The sequence below is a fragment of the Bacillus sp. FJAT-27225 genome, from assembly GCF_001685025.1.
Taxonomy (GTDB): Bacteria; Bacillota; Bacilli; order Bacillales; family Cytobacillaceae; genus Bacillus_D.
Map to the genome: position 1 here is coordinate 310,570 of NZ_MAYU01000023.1, position 22,456 is coordinate 333,025.

19 protein-coding genes are annotated in these 22,456 nt (G+C 43.6%); 17 read left to right on the forward strand and 2 right to left on the reverse strand.

The window, feature by feature from the left end; translation table 11 throughout:
- Positions 1–147 precede the first annotated feature (147 nt).
- The 14 genes from A8F94_RS20390 (at position 148) to A8F94_RS20455 (ending at position 18,528) form a co-directional block, all read left to right on the forward strand.
- A complete protein-coding gene (locus tag A8F94_RS20390) occupies positions 148–1,851 on the forward strand; it encodes a hypothetical protein (protein WP_066204646.1) in 1,704 nt (567 codons plus the stop codon).
- A 15-nt stretch (positions 1,852–1,866) separates the two neighbouring features.
- Complete coding sequence (locus A8F94_RS20395) at positions 1,867–3,108, forward strand: DegT/DnrJ/EryC1/StrS family aminotransferase (RefSeq protein WP_368072801.1); 1,242 nt, start codon at positions 1,867–1,869, stop codon at positions 3,106–3,108.
- Positions 3,109–3,154: 46 nt separating this feature from the next.
- Positions 3,155–4,987, forward strand: coding sequence for a hypothetical protein (locus A8F94_RS20400; RefSeq protein WP_066204649.1), 1,833 nt, complete (start codon positions 3,155–3,157; stop codon positions 4,985–4,987).
- A 41-nt stretch (positions 4,988–5,028) separates the two neighbouring features.
- Positions 5,029–6,114 carry an alpha/beta hydrolase family protein gene (locus A8F94_RS20405; protein ID WP_066204650.1) on the forward strand — a complete coding sequence of 362 codons (1,086 nt, stop codon included), beginning with the start codon at positions 5,029–5,031 and terminating at the stop codon, positions 6,112–6,114.
- 88 nt (positions 6,115–6,202) lie between these two features.
- Positions 6,203–7,627: an extracellular solute-binding protein gene (locus A8F94_RS20410; RefSeq protein ID WP_066204653.1), complete on the forward strand. Its 1,425-nt coding sequence runs from the start codon at positions 6,203–6,205 to the stop codon at positions 7,625–7,627.
- A gap of 260 nt (positions 7,628–7,887) precedes the next feature.
- A complete protein-coding gene (locus A8F94_RS20420) occupies positions 7,888–10,188 on the forward strand; it encodes a heparinase II/III family protein (protein ID WP_066204658.1) in 2,301 nt (766 codons plus the stop codon).
- Positions 10,189–10,280: 92 nt separating this feature from the next.
- Positions 10,281–10,907 carry a YesL family protein gene (locus A8F94_RS20425; protein ID WP_066204659.1) on the forward strand — a complete coding sequence of 209 codons (627 nt, stop codon included), beginning with the start codon at positions 10,281–10,283 and terminating at the stop codon, positions 10,905–10,907.
- A gap of 210 nt (positions 10,908–11,117) precedes the next feature.
- Complete coding sequence (locus tag A8F94_RS20430) at positions 11,118–12,023, forward strand: ABC transporter permease (protein ID WP_066205170.1); 906 nt, start codon at positions 11,118–11,120, stop codon at positions 12,021–12,023.
- Between the two features lie 20 nt (positions 12,024–12,043).
- Positions 12,044–12,916, forward strand: a complete 873-nt coding sequence (locus tag A8F94_RS20435; protein WP_066204663.1) for a carbohydrate ABC transporter permease — start codon at positions 12,044–12,046, stop codon at positions 12,914–12,916.
- Positions 12,917–12,987: 71 nt separating this feature from the next.
- A complete protein-coding gene (locus A8F94_RS20440; protein WP_066204666.1) occupies positions 12,988–14,601 on the forward strand; it encodes an extracellular solute-binding protein in 1,614 nt (537 codons plus the stop codon).
- 377 nt (positions 14,602–14,978) lie between these two features.
- On the forward strand, positions 14,979–15,143 hold the full coding sequence (locus tag A8F94_RS26260) for a hypothetical protein (protein WP_254660916.1): 165 nt from the start codon (positions 14,979–14,981) through the stop codon (positions 15,141–15,143).
- A gap of 207 nt (positions 15,144–15,350) precedes the next feature.
- Positions 15,351–16,703: an Ig-like domain-containing protein gene (locus A8F94_RS20445; protein ID WP_139070149.1), complete on the forward strand. Its 1,353-nt coding sequence runs from the start codon at positions 15,351–15,353 to the stop codon at positions 16,701–16,703.
- A 51-nt stretch (positions 16,704–16,754) separates the two neighbouring features.
- Positions 16,755–17,438, forward strand: coding sequence for a WxL domain-containing protein (locus A8F94_RS20450; protein ID WP_066204672.1), 684 nt, complete (start codon positions 16,755–16,757; stop codon positions 17,436–17,438).
- A 67-nt stretch (positions 17,439–17,505) separates the two neighbouring features.
- Entirely contained in the window at positions 17,506–18,528 is a 1,023-nt protein-coding gene (locus tag A8F94_RS20455; protein ID WP_066204675.1) for a DUF916 and DUF3324 domain-containing protein, read from the forward strand.
- A 68-nt stretch (positions 18,529–18,596) separates the two neighbouring features.
- On the opposite strand, the gene A8F94_RS20460 is transcribed toward A8F94_RS20455, so the two are convergent.
- Positions 18,597–19,109 carry a hypothetical protein gene (locus A8F94_RS20460; RefSeq protein WP_066204678.1) on the reverse strand — a complete coding sequence of 171 codons (513 nt, stop codon included), beginning with the start codon at positions 19,107–19,109 and terminating at the stop codon, positions 18,597–18,599.
- Between the two features lie 95 nt (positions 19,110–19,204).
- On the opposite strand from A8F94_RS20460, the gene A8F94_RS20465 reads away from it, so the two are divergent.
- The 3 genes from A8F94_RS20465 (at position 19,205) to A8F94_RS20475 (ending at position 21,748) form a co-directional block, all read left to right on the forward strand.
- A complete protein-coding gene (locus A8F94_RS20465) occupies positions 19,205–19,789 on the forward strand; it encodes a vWA domain-containing protein (RefSeq protein ID WP_066205177.1) in 585 nt (194 codons plus the stop codon).
- 274 nt (positions 19,790–20,063) lie between these two features.
- Positions 20,064–21,053 (forward strand): L-glyceraldehyde 3-phosphate reductase, encoded by a 990-nt coding sequence (mgrA, locus tag A8F94_RS20470; RefSeq protein WP_066204681.1) that lies wholly within the window; start codon positions 20,064–20,066, stop codon positions 21,051–21,053.
- Positions 21,054–21,376: 323 nt separating this feature from the next.
- Complete coding sequence (locus A8F94_RS20475; RefSeq protein ID WP_066204684.1) at positions 21,377–21,748, forward strand: DoxX family protein; 372 nt, start codon at positions 21,377–21,379, stop codon at positions 21,746–21,748.
- Between the two features lie 42 nt (positions 21,749–21,790).
- Here A8F94_RS20475 and A8F94_RS20480 read toward each other — a convergent pair whose 3' ends face one another.
- Positions 21,791–22,315 (reverse strand): phosphatase PAP2 family protein, encoded by a 525-nt coding sequence (locus A8F94_RS20480; RefSeq protein WP_066204687.1) that lies wholly within the window; start codon positions 22,313–22,315, stop codon positions 21,791–21,793.
- Positions 22,316–22,456: the final 141 nt, after the last annotated feature.

Here is a 22,456-nt window from a genome sequence, read left to right on the forward strand (position 1 = left end):
TCATGGTGAACGAAAAACACACTGGATGTACCGGACGAAATTTTTAAATTGTCGAACTATTCATTGAAAGAATTGGGAAAGTATAATACTATTAAGTAAAATAAAATACAGGTTAAATACATGTATTTTAGAAAGACGGTGAACTAGATGAGGATGGCTAAAGTTGGGCTCCTTTTTGATCAGCGAGAAGCCGAAAAGAAGTGGGCGGATGGGGAAAATGTATTTGAGGTCTATCTATTCGAGGTGTTTGACCATTTAAGAATTCCTTATGAAAAAATCGGTAATGAAGCGCCTTTTCATTCCTATGATTTGATAATTGAAGTATTTTGCAGGGATCAAGGGGTGATAACTGAAAAACTATTATCCTATCTTCAATCAGGAGGTACGCTTATTTCCTATGGGGGCCTGAATGGATTAAAAGAAAGTTTGGGCTTGACGGCAGGCGGAACAATGGACAAAGGATATGCACGTCTGTCAGATCTGTTGTCAGGGGAATTGCCTCCGCTTCGTTTCCTCCATGCCCAAACTTGGGAGAATACTGCGGGCGTTTCGTCCATGGCGTCAAAAGGCACGTTAAGCAGCACAAAAGACGCTCCTGAACAATCCACTCTATCTGCATTTCAGCGGATTGAATATGGTGCTGGAAAAATCGAACGCTGGTCCATCTCGGTACCTGGAACAATTGCAGGAATTCAGCAGGGGACCGGGCCTGTTGAAAAAGATGGTGTACCGGCGCCGGATGGAACGGCTAATTTGGATGAGAATTTATTAAAAGCGGATGATGGGTTCGAGTTGGATTGGGTTATGGACCGGTCCATAACTGAAACGGGAATGCCGTATTTTGACCTGCCGTATGCAGATCTCTGGAAGAAAGCAATTGTGGAACATATATTAGCGTGTGCAGCAGAAAAAGGGCTCACACTTCCATTTGTAGATTTTTGGCCGGATGGTATCGAGCATATCGCGATGATTTCGCATGATAGTGACCTTAACGTAGATGAATCTGCCTTAACCACGCTTGAAGTATTGAAATCGGAAGGGGTCAATTCAACCTGGTGCATGATTGCTCCTGGATACAGCCCGGCAATCTATGAAAAAATCAAAAGTGATGGCCATGAAATTGCCCTTCATTATAACGCGCTCGAGCAGGAAGATGGAATTTGGTCGGAGGATGAATTCATCTCACAATTGGAATGGCTCAAACAGACAACGGGAACGAACGATATTGTATCCAATAAAAATCACTATACAATTTTTAAAGGTTGGGGTGAACTGTTTTCGTGGTGCGAAAAGCACGGCATTCAGGCCGACCAGACAAGAGGGCCAAGCAAGAAGGGGAATATAGGCTTCCTGTTCGGTACCTGCCATCCTTATTTTCCGGTTGCCTGGGCGGATGAGAAAAACCGTTTTTATGATGTAGTGGAAATAGGGTTCCTGACACAGGATTTAAATCATCATACATTGGCTGATTCTAGTGTGATCCAGCCTTTCCTTGATGGTGTGAAGAATGTCAATGGCGTAGCCCATTTTCTGTTCCACCAATACCATATCTACAATCAGCCGCCTGTCAGGGAAGCACTTATCGAGTTGATGAAAACAGCCAAGAACCAGGGATTTTCATTTTGGACCAGTGCTGAAATTAATAAATGGGAACGGGAAAGAAGGAAAGTATCGATAAGGGGAATTTCCGGTGAAATAGAGTTTGACGGGCAACCTGAACAGGACGGCCTTGTCCTGCTCATCCCTATTGAAGCCGAAAAAGGCACAAATCAATTGCAGGGAGATACCGAAACAGTGACAAGATTTGGTTTCAGGTGCCGGAAGGTCAAGCCAGTATCATATGTCTTGTAAAAGGAGCAGAGTGATATGATTAACATGGACACCCGCCTGGCTATTAACGGGGGGCCGAAGGTGAAAACGACTCCATTTGGTGTGGGAAAACGGTTTGGGCTGGAAGAGGCCAGGGAATTGCTGGAGGCACTGGAACAGAACACACTGTTTTACCATTTTGGAAACAAGGTTAAGCGCTTTCTTTCTGATTTTAATAATCTGTATAATGTTAAATACAGCGTCGCTGCCTCATCAGGGACAGCTGCCCTCCATATTGCACTCGGAGCTGCCGGAGTGACGGTGGGTGATGAAGTTATTACAAGCCCGATTACAGATCAGGGCACGGTCATAGGGATTCTCTACCAAAATGCGGTCCCAGTCTTTGCTGACCTGGATCCACATAGTTATAATCTTACAGCTGAAAGTATTGAAAAAAAGATTACGAAGAGAACCAAAGCAATCCTAGTGGTCCATCTGGCGGGGAATCCATGCGACATGGATCCGATTATGGAATTAGCAAAAAAGTATAATCTTAAAGTTATTGAAGATTGTGCCCAAAGCTACCTTACAACATACAAGGGGAGGCTGGTCGGGACAATTGGCGATTATGGCTGTTTCAGTACAAACGATTTTAAGCATATTTCAACTGGGGATGGCGGCATTGTTACCGTAAATTCAGGAGATGAGAAAGATTATTACACGACACATGCCTTTGCGGATAAAAACTACCAGCGGCATGGCAGTTCGGTTACAAAGGATCTCGAATATCTGGCGCCGAACTACCGGATGACTGAGCTGCAGGGAGCGGTCGGCATAGCGCAGCTTAAGAAGCTAGACTGGATTTGCACGAGGCGGAATCAGCTTGGCGAAAGGTTGAATGAAGGGCTGACGGGAGTAAAAGGGATTCAGCCAATGAAAATAACTGAAGCCGGCTGGTGCAGCTACTGGTTTTATATGTTTACCTTGAATCTGGATGAATTGTCCTGCTCCCGTAAAGAGTTTTCTGAAGCGCTGGATGCGGAAGGCATTCCGAACCAGGCAGGCTATATTCCGAAGGTTCTATATGCCCAGGCATTGTTTCAGAACCAGCACGCTTATCAAAACAGCCATTTTCCTTTTGACCAGGCTTCTTACGATTATTCGCCGGGAAGCTGCCCTAATGCCGAGAACATTCTGGAGACGGCAATCCGGTTGAACATCAATGAATTTTTTACAAATCAGGATATTGATGAAATGATTCAGGCCGTCAGGAAGGTTTCCGCCCATTATTCCCTGTGAGGCGGGCAGGCCCTAATCGGAAGTCGGTTGAAAAGGAGGAACTTCAGTGGGGAGAAAATTGCTTGGTTTGGACCATGGCATCCCAGTCCAGGCTGAAGAAGAAAGGACTGCCGCGTTTTGTATAAGGGACGGCAAGTCAAGGCTTGTGATTGCGGCAAAAGGATTTGCTGTCATTATAGATCCTGAGAACGGGGATTCCAAGCAAGTGTTGTTCCCGGGCGGCAACAAGGAGTACCCTTTTTCATCGTTCAGCAGCAAAGGGCTTTTCTATACCGGTGCAGGGAATATGTTATTGGTTCTAGACCCTTTTATTGAAAACTTTATTTTCCATAAGACGGTCGAGAATGGGGAGGAAATTGTTGGCTTCAGCTTCGCGGAGGATGAGGAGGGATTGATCTACTTCACTACTTATCCCCACTGCCATTTGCTCAGTTACTGCCCCGACAGCAGCAATATCGTTGATTACGGCTCGATGGATCCCTCCGAAAAATACCCTGGCAGTCTCGCTGCGGACAGGAAAGGATGGTTGTATATCGGAATAGGAACAGAGCGGAAAAATATAATCGCCTTCCAGCCTTCAACAGGCATAAAGAAGAGCCTTGTCCCGAAACTTGAAAGGAAAAAGGGGGCTGGCCATGTTTATCCCGGAATAGACGGCGGTGTCTACGGCCATTGGCAGGCCAATGATATGAGGGAAGTGAACCACTCCTCCAGGTGGCTGGAATTTAGCGGCGGAACGTTTCGGGAAATAGCTGACAGCGGATTGCCCCGATCCTTTTTTTTCGGTGCTGGTTTTCAAAAGGTCCACCGGAATCATGAATCCGGGTACCAGATCCGCGCTTTCAGCCTTGCTGAGGGTTATGCAATTTTGGAAGAAAAAGAAACAGGCAGAGAGAAACAAGTCAAAATTAACTATCAATCCGGCGGAGCAACATTATCAACGCTGTTTACCGGTCCGGACGGATATTTATACGGGACTTCGATGCACCCGCTTCAGCTTTTCCGTTACGATTTCATTTCGGGAGACATTGTAAATTATGGCGGAGAAGTCATCGAAGAGGGCGGCGGCGGAAATATACCGGCTTATGCTTCTCAGGGTAATGTTATCATCGGCGCCGCCTATGCCGGGGGGAAGCTTTACAGGTTTGATACAAAGCAGCCTGTTATTAGGTGTGAAAATCCGAGGCTGATCTTTCGTACGGAGGATATTCACCGACCGCGCTGCGCGATCTCAATAAGTGATCACAAAACTGTCGTATGGGGAGGATTTCCGGGATACGGCATGGTTGGCGGCGGCCTTGGCATATATAACGTGGAAACTGACCAGGCGATTGTTATAAATCATAAGAGGCTGATTCCCAATCAAAGTACGATCAGCCTTGGAGAATTAAGTACAGGAGAAATGGTAGGGGGGACGAGTATTGATACCCCTGGAGGGGCCCGGACACCCGAAAAGGAAGCCTGCTTGTATCTTTTTGATTGGAAGCGGCAATCAGTTATTGATCGCTTTGTCCCTGTTAAAGGGGCGCGTGAGATTGTACAGATTTTTGTCGACCCATTTGATCGGGTACATTGCCTGACAGACGAAAGCCTTTACTTTGTCTGCGATCCATTTACCCGGGAGATCCTTTTTCAGCAGGATTTATCGAATTGCGGTGCCGTGGTTCGAAATGGATTTGCCTTTGAGAGGTTTTCAGGAACCTTATATCTTCTGCTGGAACGGGCAGTTTTATCAGGGAGGATGGGCGGTTCCTCCTTGGAACTGAAGGTGAATGGTTTACTGCCTTTTCAGGCAACAAGCGGGGTTGCCTTGTATAAAGGCAGGATTTTTTACGGAAGCGGCAGCCATCTTTGCAGTGTAGATGCTGAAATGGAGTAGTTGGCAGGCTGCATTAATAAGTGACACGAAAAGAGGTATGAATGTTGTATTCCTTAACAGAGATGGCTTCATCCGGTATCCCGCCTTTGCTCCGAAATATCAGCAGTCCTGAGGAATGGAACAGAAAAAGGGAGTCTATTTTGAAGGGATGGCTCGACTGTATCGGCGGCATCCCGCCGCTTGTCCAGCCGGAATTGCAGATAATTTCATGGTCTGGCTTTGAAAGCCACTTGCTGATTAAAATCCGTTATTCAACTGTTTATGAAGATTGGGTCCCAGCTAATTTGTTGGTCCCGATGCAAGGAAAGAAGGTTGAATGCAAGACGCCAGAGGACGTCAGGCGGTTGCTGGATTCGGGAGGGGGAGAGGGGCGGACCCGCTATCCGGCGGTTCTTGCCTTGCATCCGACAAGTGAAGGGGGAAAGGACGATATCTCCCTTCCGACTGGAAGAGAAAACCGGATGTACGGGCTCGAATTGGTAAAGAGGGGGTATATCGTCCTGGCGCCGGATATTATTACAGCGGGCGAACGGATTCTCCCAACTCGGAAGCCATTCCATACAGCTGCGTTTTATAAACAACACCCTGGCTGGTCCGCAGTCGCAAAAATGATTTCCGATCATAGACAAGGCGTCAGCCTCCTCGAAACAATTAAGCTGGCTGACTCAGGGAAAATCGGTGCGATTGGGCATTCCCTTGGCGGTTATAATGCCTATTTCCTGGCCGGGCTTGATTCGAGGATAAAGGCGGTTGCCTGCAGCTGCGGTTTCAGCACTTTTGCCGGCGATCCAGAAACCCATAGATGGGGGAAGCGGGAGTGGTTTTCCCATATCCCAAAATTAAGTGATTATATTCAAGCTGGCAAAGTGCCATTCGAATTTCATGAAATTGCCGCGCTTGCTGCTCCAACACCCATGTTTTTCTGGATGGGGCAGAGTGACAGGATTTTTCCGCATTGGCAGCCAGCAGCTGAAGGCCTTGCAGAGCTGAATGCTTTATATGAGTGGCTGGGAGCAGGAGGTAATTGGGCTTCTTTGATCGGAAATTCAGGCCATGATTTCCCACCTGAAATCAGGGAACTTACATACTCTTTCCTTGATCGCTGGTTGTATGCGGACGGGTCTTAATCGCATAGGCAAAAGGCTTGATGTTTTTTGCAATACCCGGATGTCTCTATTAAAATAGGGCTTAACAAGCTGTATGGGAGCTGTATGTATGCTGAAAAGAAAAAGCGATTTCGAAGACCGTTTTAATAAATTCATCCATGAATTAAAAGAAGAGATTATTTCGGGCAAAATTAAACCCGGGGAATTTATTCTTCCTGAAAATACGTTAAGCAAGGAATATGACTTGAGCAGGGTGTCTATTCGTAAAGCCCTGGCCCAGCTCGTTGAGGAAGGCCTAATTGAAAAAATACCCGGCAAGGGAAACAGGGTAACGATTCCTCAGGATACCCAGAAGCAAACAATTACACTTGGCTGGTTTTCAGATTCATATGAAATGGAAATTGTCGAGCAAATTGTGGATCGATTTGAGCAGCTGAACCCATTTATTAAGGTTCAAATACAAATCATGCCGAACGGCCAGTATATCTATAATTTAACTGAATCGATTGATTCCGGGAATGGGCCGGATGTTTTTATTGTTTCTGATTACCATTTCCGCCAGCTTGTCGAAACAAACCGCCTTGATATTGTTGATCCTTTTCTGCCTGAACATATTAACCCCGAAAAGGACAGCTATGAAAAGGTTTTTGAAATGTTCACTTATCAAAATAAGGTTCTGGTCACTCCGTTTGTCTTTTCCCCTGTTATGATTTGCTACAATAAAAAAATGTTTAATGAGGCCGGTATACCCGAAACTGTGGCGATGAATGGATGGGATGACCTGCTGGAGATTGCCCGCCAAAACACAAGGGATATTGACGGGAATGGTTTGATTGATCAATATGGATTTTGCTTTTCGGCATCAACAAACCGGTGGCCAGTTTTCCTGTTGCAAAATGCTGGGCGGTTTATGGCCGAGGATCGTTCAAAATCCGTGATGGACAGCAAGGAAAATATCGAGGCGCTTCAATTCTGTGTTGATTTAATGTATAAGCATCAGGTGTCTCCGATTTTTTCCCATGGAAGTAATGTCCTGGCCGAGAATCTGTTTATGAGGGAACGTGCCGGGATGATCCTTACAACCTATTATTTTATGAATGAGTTCAGGGACCATAAAATTAAATGGGACGTCCTTCCTCCTCCGAAAAAGGCTAAACAAGGTACTTTACTTTTAGGAGGCGGACTTGGAATGAATGCGAATAGCACCATGAAGGAGTCCGCGCAGGCGTTGATCAGCTATATGGTAAGCACAGAAGCCCAGACAATGCTAAAACAGAACGGCTGTACGATTCCGGTCCTCCGGTTTGTCGCCGAGGATAATTATTTGCTTCAGCCGGGAGTGCATCCTACTTACTATAATGCATTTAAGGACATCATGCCTTATGCAGTGACAATGAGGGAACTGGATGTAACAATCAAGGAATTGGAACTGATTGAAAGTGAACTGCATCTGCTTTGGGCCAATATGGAAACGGCTGAGGATTCATGCAAACGGATTGACGAACTGCTGAACCAGAAAGTAGCCGTCTCTTGATACAGGCAAGGGTGTACTGAATTCTCTTGTGGCTTTTATTTGCTGAAATACTATAAAAGTTGAATGAAAGAATTACGCTTCGTTTGGACCGGATGGTGCGAGGACTCCAGTGGGAATAGCAGCCCAGGGGTGGACCCGCGGGCCGGCTTTTGCCTAGGAAGCTCCCGGTCTGCCCACGGATAGCGAAGCGCCTGGAGTGCAAATTTATATGAATCGTCCCCTTGCTTTACCTTTGCTTTATAGCAGAAAGGAATTGTTTGATGCATGATATGAACTGGTTTTTAGAGAATATAAGACCCCGTCCCAGGGTTTTGTTCAACAAGGGTGAAATAGCGGAAATAACGTCCCGCTTGGATACCCAGGGAACGGAGAATGGCATACGGTTTGCCGATATCTGGGCCGATGTGAAGCTTTTGGCAGACGAATATGCCGGGGAACAGAATTTCTCTGTAAACTATCCAGTTTGTAATGTCCTCCTGGATATCCCACTCCCCCTTATTCAACTTGAACCTATTGGCGATCCGCCCGGATACATTGATTTTCCTTTCTGGACGATGTATTCCAGGGCAATTGAAGAAAGGATTAAAGTCCTGTCATTTGCCTATGGTATGACCGGGGAAACGAGATTTTTCTCCAAGATAAAGGAATACCTTTTGGCCCTTTCCCGATTTGACCACTGGTTTGAATTTAAGCACAGGGGAGCAGAAGGCAATTTAAGCATTGCACATTTAACAATAGGCATGGCAATCGGATATGATGCGATCTTTTATAGCCTGAAGGATGAGGAAAAAGGTATTATTAAACGTGCCATTTTTGAAAAAGGCCTTAGGCCTCTTGAAATTGATTTTATGAATAATGATAGTCATAACATCATTGCGTCGAAGCGGGTTGCAATGATGATTGGGTCACTCGCCATTCTCGATACAACGAACAACGATGAACTTGAACCGTTTCTTGAAAACTCCTATGCATATATTAATAGCTACCTGAATAATCGGCTAAGCGATCCCGAGATTGAAGGCCTGTTATATCTGAATGTTGCGGCACGCCATATTTTGATGGCTGCTGATGTTTTGAAGCGTTCGACAGGTAATGAAGGGCTAATTAAGCATGAATACTTCCGTTTCCTTCCTGACCTTTTTATTTACATGCTAGGAACAGGGGATAAACCCTCCTTTGTAAACTTTTCAGACTCCTTTTATCATTTGGATATCTTTTATTTAATGTCTGTACTGGCGTCCAATACGGGTAATGGTGTTTCAAGCTGGTATATCCATCACTATTTCGAACCTAAATTTGATATATTGCTTGATTTAAAGAAAGTGCCCGTACCTATGAGGCCTGAGGATTTTTATCATGGCTGTGTTTCAAAGGTTTTCCCTCTTGTCGGGTGGGCGGCATTCAGGAGCGGCTGGAGCGAGGAGGACCATTTATTAGCGTTCTCATCAAGCCAATCGGCAAAGGACCATAACCACTTTGACCAAAACAATTTCGTCCTTCATGCAGGAGGGGAATGGCTGATTACCAATCCTGGTTACCAGGACTATGTGGAAGGTCCCAGAAGGGAGTTTACGCTAGGGACAGTTGGCCATAACAGTATGCTAATTGACGGAAGGGGCCAGATACAAAGGGGCGAAGGCAACTTAACAGGGTGGTTTACGTCAGGCAACTTTTCCTTTTGTCTCGGGGAAGCGGGAAATGCCTACGACTCTTCTGTTTTACAATGGGAGCGGAAACTAATTCACGTGGACAAGCGCTATTTTCTGATTTTGGATAAGGTGGTTAAAGAAAAGCCGGATAGTATGCTCTCCTTCCTGTACCATACTCCAGCAGCCATTCAGGCAGGCGGAATGAAACTGCTGCCGGGTGACGTAACGACTGAAAACACAATACGATTTACAGGGGAACAGGCAGCGGCATCACTGACTATATGTTACCCGGCGGATGCCGGGAAGTCCGTCAGCCAGCATCCAGGAGCGGAGCAGTACGGTACATGCCTTGAAGTGGCGGTGAATGATCCGGATGAAGTTAATTACCAGGTTGCATTGATTAAGCCGGAACACTCCTTTGGCACTGCCCCCAACCAATTATCCTGCTCTGCCAGCCGTACGGGAGCACTGTGGGAATTGAAAGTGGCGGATGCATGCCTGGCCTTGACAGACTATATTTTGACTAATGAGGATCGGGGAACTGTCTATCAGTCATCTAGTGATAAGAGAGTCGAGATAATGGGTGAGCAGGGATGGATTTCAATCCGGCAGGGAGAAGACAGCCCTATAAACTATGCCTTGATAAATGGCAATCAATTAAAAATTGATAACACTATGATTCTGCAAGCCAGCACAAGTATTTCTGCCTCCATTCACGTCCATGAAAAAGGCGCAACAGGAACGGTGGAAACAAGCAAGCAGACTAGGGTTTCTTTTCATATCGCGAAACCCTTGGCAATAAAAATCAATGGCTGTACGCTTGAGGAAAACCAGTTCCGTTTCATTCCGGCATCTGGGGAATTGGTCATGGATTTGCCTGAGGGCACTTCTGAAATTGTGATAATTAGGTAATCCGGCATATTGGAAAACCCCGGATAAAATAGGATTATATTCTCATAGGATTAATCCTGGTTTACGCAGCAGTATGGAAGAGGTGCAGACTAATGGAATTGACAGGATGGAAGGGAAGCTTATACCGCTACGGAAATTGGGCCATGAAGCTGGCTTGTCTAAATCTGCTCTGGCTGGCCGGTATTGCCATTGGAGCGGGCATAGCCGGATTTTTCCCTTCCACCGCCGCCATGTTTTCAGTAATCCGCAAGTGGCTTCAGGAAGGAAACTTGGACTTGCCTCTACTTGCACACTTCAAGCAGGCATACAGGAAGGATTTCTTAAAATCAAACCTTTATGGTTACAGCTGGCTTATCATTGGAGCAATCTTATATGTAGACCTTCAATTTTTCCGGGGAATCCCAACTTTATGGGCAGCTCTATTATCCTATGTCTTTTTTATACTAGGCGCAATTTATATTGGGGCGCTTTTATTTGCCTTTCCTGTGTATGTCCAATTCAACTTAACAATTCTTCAGTACATAAGGAATACAGTATTGATTACGTTGTCTAATCCTTTATATGCTGTTTTTATGGCTTTGGGGTTTTATTTTCCCTATTATGCCATGATGAAGATTCCAGGCCTCCTTCCTTTTTTTGGGGGAACCTTAATTGCCTTTCCTTTAATGCATCTCTCATATCGCCTCTTTGAACTGCTGGAGAAAAAAGCAGCAGAGTAAGAAAAATTGTGTATTCCTAAAATAAACATTGAATTTTTGTAAAATTTGTATTATTGTTTCTTTATAAATACATGTCGTATACATGTATGAAAGGGAAAGTGACAATTGATAAATACATAAGGAAAGGGGAGTTGGATATTGGAAGTAAAGAAAAGCTCAGAACAAAATCCTTCCCTGGTCATTCAAAATGAACTTCAGCGCGATACCAAAATGAGCAAATTTAAAAAGAAACTATGGCGCGATCGATACTTGATCTTGCTGCTTCTCCCCGGAGTTCTGTTTTTCCTGATTTATCGCTATATTCCAATGGCTGGCCTTCTGCTTGCATTTAAAGATTACAGCCCGTTTCGAGGCTTTGCGGACAGTCCGTGGGTAGGTATGAAGTATTTCAAGCTCATTTTTGAAGATCCCGAGGTTATCCGGGTAGTATGGAATACCTTGCAAATTTCATTGCTTCAAATTATATTCGCTTTTCCTATTTCCATTTTGCTCGCTTTAATGCTGAACGAATTAAGGAACCAGGTGTACAAAAGGTTCCTTCAATCAATTGTCTATATGCCCCATTTTCTTTCCTGGGTAGTTGTAGTTGGCATTACCGTCATCTTTTTGCGAAGTGAAGGACTGGTTAATAGCTTGTTGAATGATGTGTTCCAAATGGAAGCGCTGCCATTTCTGACTGATCCCGCCTGGTTTAAACCTTTAATCGTCTTGCAGATTATCTGGAAGGAGTCAGGTTGGGGCACAATTATTTTCCTGGCTGCACTTTCAGGCATCAGCCCTCACTTGTATGAAGCAGCTGTCATGGATGGTGCGAACCGCTGGAGGCAAATCTGGCATATCACACTTCCTGCATTGAAAAGTACCATTATCATTCTATTAATCTTGCGTCTTGGAACCGTAATGGACAGCGGATTTGAACAAATATTTTTGATGCTCAACCCATTCAATATGGAATCCGGAAACGTCCTTGATACATTTGTTTATTTTAAGGGGATTCAGCAGGCGAATTACAGTTTTGCCACTGCAGTGGGCCTGTTCAAAGGAGTGGTCGGCCTCGTGCTGGTAGTGGCAGCCAACCGGCTTGCGAAGCGGTTCGGCGAAGAAGGCCTATATTAATATGAAATGGGGGGAATGCCTTGTATAAAACATCAACTGGTGAAAAAATCTTTGACGGTGCAAACAATATTATACTTCTAATTATTGCTGCAACGATGATCTTCCCTTTTCTGTACATATTTGCGGTTTCATTTTCAAGTTTAAGTGATTTCTTGGAGAATGACTTCTTTCTATGGCCGAAGGAATGGGTAACGGATGCCTATGAATATATCCTTGGCTCTGATCAATTTATTCGGTCCCTCCTTGTAACGATATATATTACAGTGGTTGGAACCTTTGTCAATTTGTTTTTTACATCGACTATGGCTTACGCATTGACACGGAATATATCCGGGCAGCGGATACTTCTCTTCCTGGTGCTTTTTACGATGTTATTCTCAGCCGGTATGATTCCAACCTACATGATTGTAAAGGAAACCGGATTGCTTAATACCTGGTGGGCATTGATTATACCTGTGGCCATCAGTCCATACAACTTAATCATCATGAGGCAGTTTTTTATTGGAATTCCTGAAGAATTAACTGAAGCAGCAGTCATTGATGGGGCAAACGACCTGCAAATATTTGCGAAAATCATCCTGCCTTTGTCAAAGCCAGCAATTGCTGCGTTTGGTCTCTTTTATGCAGTCAGCCACTGGAATAGTTACTTTACCGGAGTATTGTACCTAAGTGATCCGGCAATGTGGCCAATCCAGGTCATCCTCAGGCAAATTGTCATTGTAAACGAACCCAATGCTGCGCTTGGCGGACATGAAATGATGGAGGCCTTGCCGCCGCCTGAAACGGTTCAAATGGCAGCTATTCTTTTAGCGACCGTTCCTATATTAATCGTGTATCCGTTTCTTCAAAAACACTTTGCCAAAGGGGTGATGCTCGGCTCTGTTAAAGGCTGATTTTCCTCGTGGAATGCCACTAGTCCGTTGATACTTGTTACCCACTGAAAATATGAACCGGAGGGGTTAATTTGAAAAAAAAGAATCTATTGCTAAGTTTAATAACAGTTTTTCTTAGCTTTTCGGTAATTGCCTGCAGCTCGGAAGGAACAAAGGGTGAACCCGGTAAGGATAAAGAAAAAGAAAAAGAAAAAGAAAAGGAAACTGCTGTTGATCCGTTCGACCATAGCAAAAAGTACACAATAACAGGTATGACCTGGCGTTTTGGTGATCCGCCTCCAGCAACAAGCCCTGGCCTTGATTTAATCAACGAACGTTTTAATGTAGAGTATAAGCCGGAAATCATTCCGCAAGCCGATTATGCAGAAAAATCTTCGGCAGTTGTAGCCTCTGGAAGCATGCCAGACCTGATTGGCTTTACTGCTGATGATGCCCGCTTCTATCAATGGGCAGAGCAAGGCGCATTCCTGCCGCTTGATGACTACCTGAAACACTATGAGACTCTTGGCAAAATCCCAAGCCATGTGTATGACTCTTTTAAAGTGAATGGAAAAGTCTATGGTATCCCGCGCTACTCCAATCCTTATCCACTTACGCCAATTATTAGGAAGGATTGGCTTGATAGTCTGGGATTGAAAGTACCTGCAAGCTATAAGGAACTTGAGGAAGTGGCAGTAGCATTCACGAAAAACGACCCAGATAAAAATGGGAAGAATGATACGTACGGCCTTGCAATTGGCGAGAATATCAATCCTAACTACAATTTGGGTGCCTATTGGGATGCTGACGCCTGGTACCATAAGGATAAGGATGGAAATTACATCCCAGGAATTATCTCTGACGGCCGTAAGGAAGTAATCCAGTTTTTAGCCAATCTTTACAAGGAAGGCGCTATGACAAAGGATTTTGCTGTTTTGAACTGGGCTGATACTAACAATGAGGTTTATTCAGGCAAGGCAGGTATTTTTGTTGCCGGGGTATCCGGTATGAATGAAGCCTATTTGACCGGACTGAAAGAAATTCATCCTGATGCAGAGTTCATTGCGCTTGCTCCATTTAAAGCACCTGATAATTCACAAGGCTTCACAATGGGCTCTGGCTATTCCGGAATCCTTGCGTTGAATGCAAAGCTTGCCGATGATGAAGGAAAGATTTACAGGGCCTTAGAAATGGTTGACTTTGGCAAGAAATTCTTCCCGCTTGACCAAAAAAATCCGCAAAACGCAGACTTTGATTGGATGTGGGGCAAAGAAGGTACTGGTTATACAATGGAAGACAATGCAGCTGTCCGCGTTCCGACCTTCTCCTCTGAAGGTCTAGCGCCATCGACGTATTTCCTTGATAACAGGGAACATGTTCCTTCAGATGCCAAAGTAAGCTATGCTGACGATTACAAAACTCCTGAAATGAAGGCGCTTGTCAGCTCCCTCCAGGAAATCTATGAGGCACATAAAATGTATATTAACCCTTCCAATGGAGTCGTTTCAAAAACCAACCAGGAAAAAGGTGCTGACCTGAAGCAATTCATCATGAACGAGCAAGCCAAAATGATTGCAGGCCAAAGGCCGGTATCCGACTGGGATAAACTCGTGGATGAATACAAACAGCGGGGCGGCAAGGCTATTATTGATGAAGTAAACAAAGGAATTAAAGACAAGGGCTATAAAGAGCATAAATGGGAGTAGGAGTTTAAGTAAGATTAGATAAGGACCTACAAGAATATTTTAAGCTAGAAGCCCGGCAGAGTATTTTATCTGCCGGGCTTTCCAGTTTAACTTTTAATGTTTTTGGTTTCTATTATTTTTTGCACCGGGCAGAACTGTCTTGTCTATGCCATCCTTTCGGCTCTATTTGCTGCATTGACGGCAATTCTGGGCAAGATTGGAATTGAAGCTGTTGACTCAATTTTGGTACGGCCATTCGCACAATTGTAGTCTTATTATAGCCTGGGCGATTGTGTGTGCCGCCAACAAGCAAGGCGGATTGGAAAGTAGCAGGAAGAGCTGGCTGTTCCTGATTCTATCGGGGCTAGCAACCGGGCTTTCCTGGCTGTTTTATTAACATGCACTTCAGGATGGGCAAGCTAGTATTGTTGTACCGAATTGATAAGCTAAGCATCCTTGTTACGGTTGCATTTGCTTATTGGGCCTTTAAGGAAAAGCTGTCCAGGAGGTTGGCGCCCGGCCTTGTATTTGTCGTAGCAGGGACGATGCTGCTGCTTGTATGAGTGGAAGTGTAAATTAACTAGTGGATTTGTTATGAAGAGGAGCTGGTCAACCAATAAAGCGGTTTTATAAAGCCGTGTTTACGTATATCAAAATAATAAGAAATTGGTACCTTTATCCTATAGATGAAGGTAGTTTTATGTCGGCTGACGGGTTCTTTTTTATCAGAAAATGCAGTTAAATCAGAAAAAAGGAGTCATTTTGTCGCATTGTGGAAGAAGATTATGGTAAACTATCAATTAATATACACTATAAAGATAGTGCAAATTAACTGCATTCTGAGAGACGAGGGGGCTTGGAGATATATCTCAATGAAAATATTGAAAACCCTTTTAATAATTGTGATTGCTACTACATTGATACTAACTCCAACAACCAGTTCACTATCACGGACTCTTGGCAACGGTTTAAATACTGAGTCCAGTTTGTCACCAATAGATATCCTTGGCATCGTTGATATTGCTCTATTAAAAGATTCTACACTCAACGTTTTATACAAAGCAGATACTGGTGAGCTAGTTGTCGGCCTTAAGGGATGGACAGCACTTGAGGTAAATCTAATAAGTTTACAAATCTTTGCATTTCAGTTGCCTGAGGAATTGGATTTCATCTTAGAACATCCACAGCTTTTAAATTACACAAAAATAGATTTACGTTTAAATGGATTGCTATGGGATACGCTTACCGAAGAGAATATAAAGAAGGATTTGAATATCAGGACTTTATATGGATCTAAGGTGTCTCCGCTCTTGGGAGTGGGCCTCAATATGGAGGCAACCTTAACTATAAATTTAAAAAGCCTCGGTATTACGAATTTACCTGGAAGTTCTGACTGGTTTTATGAGTTCTATGGGGTGGCTCTAAAGGATTCCTGGGCTAGTATTGAAATATTTACAAACATTGGTGCTGTTGATTATCTTCTTCTCCCGCCAATACTTGATACCATAACTGATCTTGATACACACATAACGGGCATTGGGTACCCAGGAGCGACGGTAACATTGAATCTGCCAAAAGAAGTATACATAGGAAACGTATCTGAAGATGGAACATTCAATCTCTCCATTCCCCAACAGTCGGCTGGTACCGTAATCGTAGCTTCTCAGAAAGATTCAATAACACAAAAGGAGAGTCATGGAACTTCAACAAAGGTTATCGGAACCCTGAGAATGGAGGCACCTCCTGATATAAATTTTATGGAAACTGTAATGGAAAAGCGGGAAGTGATCATTAAACGGGAAACCGGTGACTACTCATTAAAAATCCGCGATACTCGGGGGAGCGGTTCAAAGTGGAGGATAAAAGCAAGTACACCAAATCCATTAACGAGTATAGAAGGACACACTTTGCCAATGGGTGCAATCGTGTTTATTGATGACGGTAAGACTTTACCGATGAGTGATGAGGTCCTGATCTTTGAAGGTGAAACGTTTAATGATCCCGACACAACCATCAAGTGGAACCAGGAAGAAGGAATTTTTATTAAAATAAATCCCGCTGGTGCTTTGCCAAATACCCAATATTCCACAACGATACATTGGACACTTGAAGATGCACCATAAGCAAATGGATTTTTTAAAATATATATTTTAATCGAAAGAGGAGGAATTAGCTTGAAGATTAAAAAGGTAGGTATGGTCTCACTCATTGCCATGTTGATTTTATTATTAGCTACACAGACTATATACGCCCAGACGGAAACTTCCAAGGCAACAGTAACCTTTACACCATCAGTTCCAGAAATCCTTAATCCCGAAGATCCAGATCAACCATACGAACCGGGTGAAGACGAAGGTACGGATACAAATAACCCTGGCCCTTTAAGCCTTGATTTCGTATCCAACCTACAGTTTGGGGACCAGCAATTTTCCCTAAGCGACCAGACATATTTCGCTAAAACTAAAAATCCATTTGTCCAGGTTACTGATAACCGCGTAGATCCAAATGGTTGGAAAGTAACGGTTTCTGCATCGGAATTTAAAGCAATTGATAACGATTCGGAAATATTGGAGGGAGCAACGCTTATTTTTACCAATGGAACAGCTGTTACCCATATAGGAAACAATTCGCCTAAGCCATTGGCGAATTCAAGTTTCGAGCTTACCACTGACAGCACTGCAGTTAAGTTCTTCTCTGCTAAGCCTGGTGAGGGAGAAGGAACTTGGATTAACAGATGGCTTCCAACCGATACCGGAAGTAACTTGAATAACAGCGTTCAGTTGAAAGTAACAGGTGGGACAATGAAAATTGCCGAGTATGAATCAACACTTACGTGGACTTTGACAACCGGGCCGTAAAAGGGAAGTTACTTCACGAATGATAGCTTGCTATTATTCGTGATTTTTTTATAAAGGAGGTAACAACATGAACATTGCTAAAATGGCCCTTGTGTTTCTCTTTGTAATCGTGCTTTCATTTTATGCGGTCCCGAAGAGTTCTGCAGCAACTGAAGAAGTTGTTGGATATACAGTTAGGGCAATCCTCCCGGAAAACCAGGTGGACAAAAGTGTTTCATATTTTGATTTGCTCATGAATCCAGGACAAGAGCAAGTAATTGTGGTAGAAATTATTAATAGTTCTAAGGAGGATTCTGAGTTCGATGTCCATATTACAAATCCTATTACCAACAGGAATGGTGTAATTGATTACACAAAAGTGGATGCTCAAGTGGATGATAGCCTTAAAATCCCGATAACTGATATCGCATCTATTGAAAAGAACAAGGTCAAGGTTGCTTCCGGGGAATCGGTTGCTGTACCGATTAAGCTCGAAATGCCTGAGCAAGAGTTTGATGGAATAATTCTTGGTGGAATTTATATTGAAAAGTCATTGGATGAAAATGAGGATGCTCAAATTACAAATAAGTACTCGTATGCTATTGGATTGAAATTGATGGAGAATGATAAGGAAGTTGCTCCTGAGCTCATATTAAAAAAGGTGGAGCCTGCCCTGGTAAATTACAAGACAGCGATTGTCGCTTATATTCAAAATAGTAGCCCTGTTCTTGTTGATAACCTGACTATAAATGGGGTAGTTTATGACTCTAATGAGAAAGAGTTACGAAGAGTTGATGTTGATGAGTATAGAATTGCGCCTAATACAACAATGGAATTTGCCATAGATTGGGAAGGGAATGAACTTGAACCTGGTATCTATAAGGTGAAAATTCATGCAAATAGTGGTTTCACTAATTGGGACATGGAAAAGAAGTTTGAAATACTAGACAAACAGGCAAAAGAACTAAACAAAAAGGTTGTCAAGTCTGGAAAGGACTATACAAGAACCATTATTGGTGGATTTTCATCTATCATTTTAGTCCTGCTTGGCATTATTGGTTTTTTAATCAAGAAAAACAAGACCTTACATAAAGAATCCCAGAATCTTTAATATTCCGGGGAAAAGGAGCCAGTCTTAGAAGCAGGCTCCTTTTAGTTTCAATTAGAAAATCTTCTTAACTACAGCACCCCGCCCAGTGGTTTGGCGCTGAAATATTCCAGAGTCTCGTTTACTTGATAAATGTCGTATATACGATGTTCAATAAAGTATTTTATGACCAAGTCTCCTGTTTCACTGTCAGAAAGTGAATACCCAACCGAGTTTAATAGCTTATCCGTTTCTTTAAGGTTTAGTTCAAGAGCGAGTGCCAGGGCAATAACTGTGTTCTTTCCGGGCCTATATTCAGGATTTGAACGGATTTTCGAGAAGAGGCGGCGGTCAATGCCGGCCTTTTTATACACTTCAGAGTCTGCTGCACCTTTTTTATCAATATAAGAAAAAAGAACTTCTCTTAAGGAACGCTTGCGATTTCCCTTTATAAACTCTTCAATTTCCAGGGGCGGGATGTCATTGAGGACGTGTCGGGAACTTTCCGAGGATTCCTCTAGTTTATAGGAAGATTTCATTACGATCGGTTGTTGATGATCAAGGATATACTCTTTAACCCTTTGCAAAAATTCTTGATCAAGCATTCGCCATTCCCCCAAAAATGTCGCCTCGAAAGCGACCAGATTATGGATTTCTCAAGTTACTATTATATCAGAACCTAACTGGGAGGATGATGGCCTTGAATAAGAAATTAACCGAAATCATTTTTTTACTGGATAGAAGCGGCTCGATGTCAGGTTTGGAAAATGATACAATCGGAGGCTTCAATTCATTTGTTAAAAGACAAGGGGAATTGGCCGGGGAGACGCGTTTGACGACCGTACTGTTCGATGACAGCTACGAAGTTCTATGGAATGGGATTGACGCTAAAGACGCATCGCTGACAAGCAGGGAGTATTATGTCAGAGGGACAACGGCACTTTTGGATGCTGTCGGAAAAACAATTCTTGATGTGGGCAGCAGGTTGTCCAGAACAGCGGAACAGCAAAGGCCGAGCAAAGTTATTTTTGTCATAACAACGGATGGCCTTGAAAATGCAAGCAAGGAGTTCACATATAAAAAAGTGAAGGAGCTCATCCGCCACCAGCAGGAAAAATACAGCTGGGAGTTTATCTTCATGGGAGCAAACATCGACGTTGCCAAAGAAGCGGATAGCCTTGGCATTCAGGCTGAACATGCATACAAATTCGAAGCTTCTGAAGCAGGGATTGAAAAAATGTATAACAGAGTCTTCGATGCTGTTTCCGAGGTTCGGATAAAGTGAACTTCCACAGATGGTTAGTCCCGTTCTACTGCCGCTAATTTCGCCAAATAGCTCGGCAAATAAGCGGCAGTACGAACCCGATTGGTTCGACTAAGCCGATGAAACCCACAGCGGCAGGTTTCACTGTATCTCACCAATCGGGCATTTAGGGACAAAAGAATAGGTACAAGCGCAAAAACCCGTTACTCTGTTTCGGGTTTTTGCGTTTTTATTATGATGATTGGTGTGGTATGGTAATTTTAGGTATTCATTTACGACAGGGAGGTCATCATATATGAGTTATCAGCCAAGCGAACAACGATATGAATCGATGATTTATAACCGCTGCGGGCGCTCCGGGGTAAAACTGCCGGCCATTTCTTTGGGGCTCTGGCATAATTTCGGTGGAATGGATGTGTTTGAAAATGGACGGGCTTTGATTCAAAAGGCCTTTAATCTTGGGATTACACATTTCGATCTCGCTAATAACTATGGCCCGCCGCCTGGCTCTGCGGAAGAAAAATTCGGACAAATTTTGAAAAAGGATTTTGCAGGATATAGGGATGAAATGATTATATCCACAAAAGCCGGCTACACAATGTGGCCGGGGCCATATGGCGATTGGGGCTCCAGGAAATATCTCGTTTCAAGCCTCGACCAAAGTCTTAAAAGGATGGGGCTCGAGTATGTCGACATTTTCTATCATCATCGCCCAGATCCGGAAACACCTCTTGAAGAAACAATGATGGCGTTAGACCATGTTGTCAGGCAGGGAAAAGCCCTGTATATTGGTCTTTCGAATTACCGGGTTGAGGAAGCGAGGCAGGCTATTGACATACTGAAGGAGCTTGGAACCCCGCTTCTGATCCATCAGCCATCGTATTCAATGTTTGATCGCTGGGTTGAAAATGGGCTGACAGACTTGCTGCAGGAAGAAGGCGTTGGCTCGATTGCATTCGTGCCGCTCGCACAGGGCCTGTTGACAAGCAGATACCTAAACGGCATCCCAGCTGACTCCAGGGCAATGAAACCAAAAAGTTTTCTGCAGGAAAGTGATGTTACTGAAGAAAAGCTTGAAAAGGTTAGGAAGTTGAACGAGGTCGCATCCGAGCGCGGCCAATCGCTGGCTCAAATGGCGCTCGCCTGGGTGCTTCGCGAGGGAAAAATCACTTCCGCATTGATTGGTGCAAGCAAGGTGAGTCAGCTAGAGGAAAATGTAGGTGCTTTAAGAAATCTGGATTTCAGTCAGGAAGAGTTAAATAGAATAGAAGAAATTTTAAAGTAAGATATAGAAGAGCATAAACAATACTCATTGTGGGTTTACCGATCTTTAGAAGATGGTCTCTGTACTTAACAGGAACCATCTTTTTCATTATAGGAATATGGTTCATTATTTTAGTAAGTTTGTACTTTAATATCCTGGAGCCTCCCGAAGAGATTATTCGCATGTGCAAGGGAGAAGAGTAATCTAATAGAGCCCTCCAAATAGCTTAATTATGCATCTTTTATCCTTGATACTAAACCCATTTACTTTTCAAAACCGTTCATTGTATGTTCATGGAAAGTTACTATTACCACTACATATATATGAACAAGGGGGAGAGGTAAATGGAAATTTCGGCATACGTACTGCAGGGGATATTAGCTGCAATGTTTTTGATTGCGGGTTCCGGAAAAATTACTGGATCTAAAATGCATGTTGATAACTTTACTCATTGGCGGCTGCCGCAATGGTTTAGGGTTGTAACGGGACTGGTTGAAGTCGCAAGTGCAGTGGCGCTTGTCGTTGGTTATTGGCACCCAAGCTGGGCTGCTGCCGGAGCACTTGTGCTTGGCCTTACCGGAGTAGGTGGAGTCCTCACCCACATGAGGGTAAAGGATCCCTTAAAGCAAACCATTACCATCCTTGTTCTTGGGGTTCTGGCATTTGTGCTAGTATTTATCCGCTGGCAGGACTTATCCAGCTTTCCTGGATTTTAATTTTACGAAAAAAGGAGCGGCTGTGCCGTTCCTTTTTCCTTCTTATAAAAGATACAAACAAATGGCTCCCGTGGATAATCCAAGCAAGGCTCCGGCCAGTACATCGGAAGGATAATGGAGGCCGAGAAAAATCCTTGATAGGCCGACTAAGGAAGCCAATGGGACAAGAGCGAATGAAAGGATAGGAAACTGGATGGATAACGGCGTCACAACAGAAAAGATGGCAGTCGTGTGTCCAGATGGAAATGAATGGTCCTTTAATGGATTTTCGGGTATCAGAGCTCTTTCAAGCGCCAAGTAAGGGCGTCTGCGAGGAAAGAGCTTTTTGATTAAAAAAACAGGCAGATGGCTTAAGAAAAGCGCCCATGCAGAAGCTATAGCCGCAGTTGTAGCCTGGCCCGTAGTAAAAAATAGGAGAAACAGCACCGTTCCTATTGTAAATGAGGCTCCGCCAAAATGGGTAATCAACTGAATCCATTTATTCAAGGCCTTATTTTCGAAGTGGCGATTAATACTGTAGAAAAGCTGGCACTCAAAGTCGTAACAAGTTTGAAAAAATTTTGTCAAGGTGCTTCCCCCTCCATCGTATCTGATTCTTCTATTATATAACAATACCCAGGACGTTTTAAGATGAGGTTAAGTCAATGTAAAAAGTTGGTAAATAAGCAAGGTGTTTTTTTCAAATTCAATATATTGTAAAAACGTCTA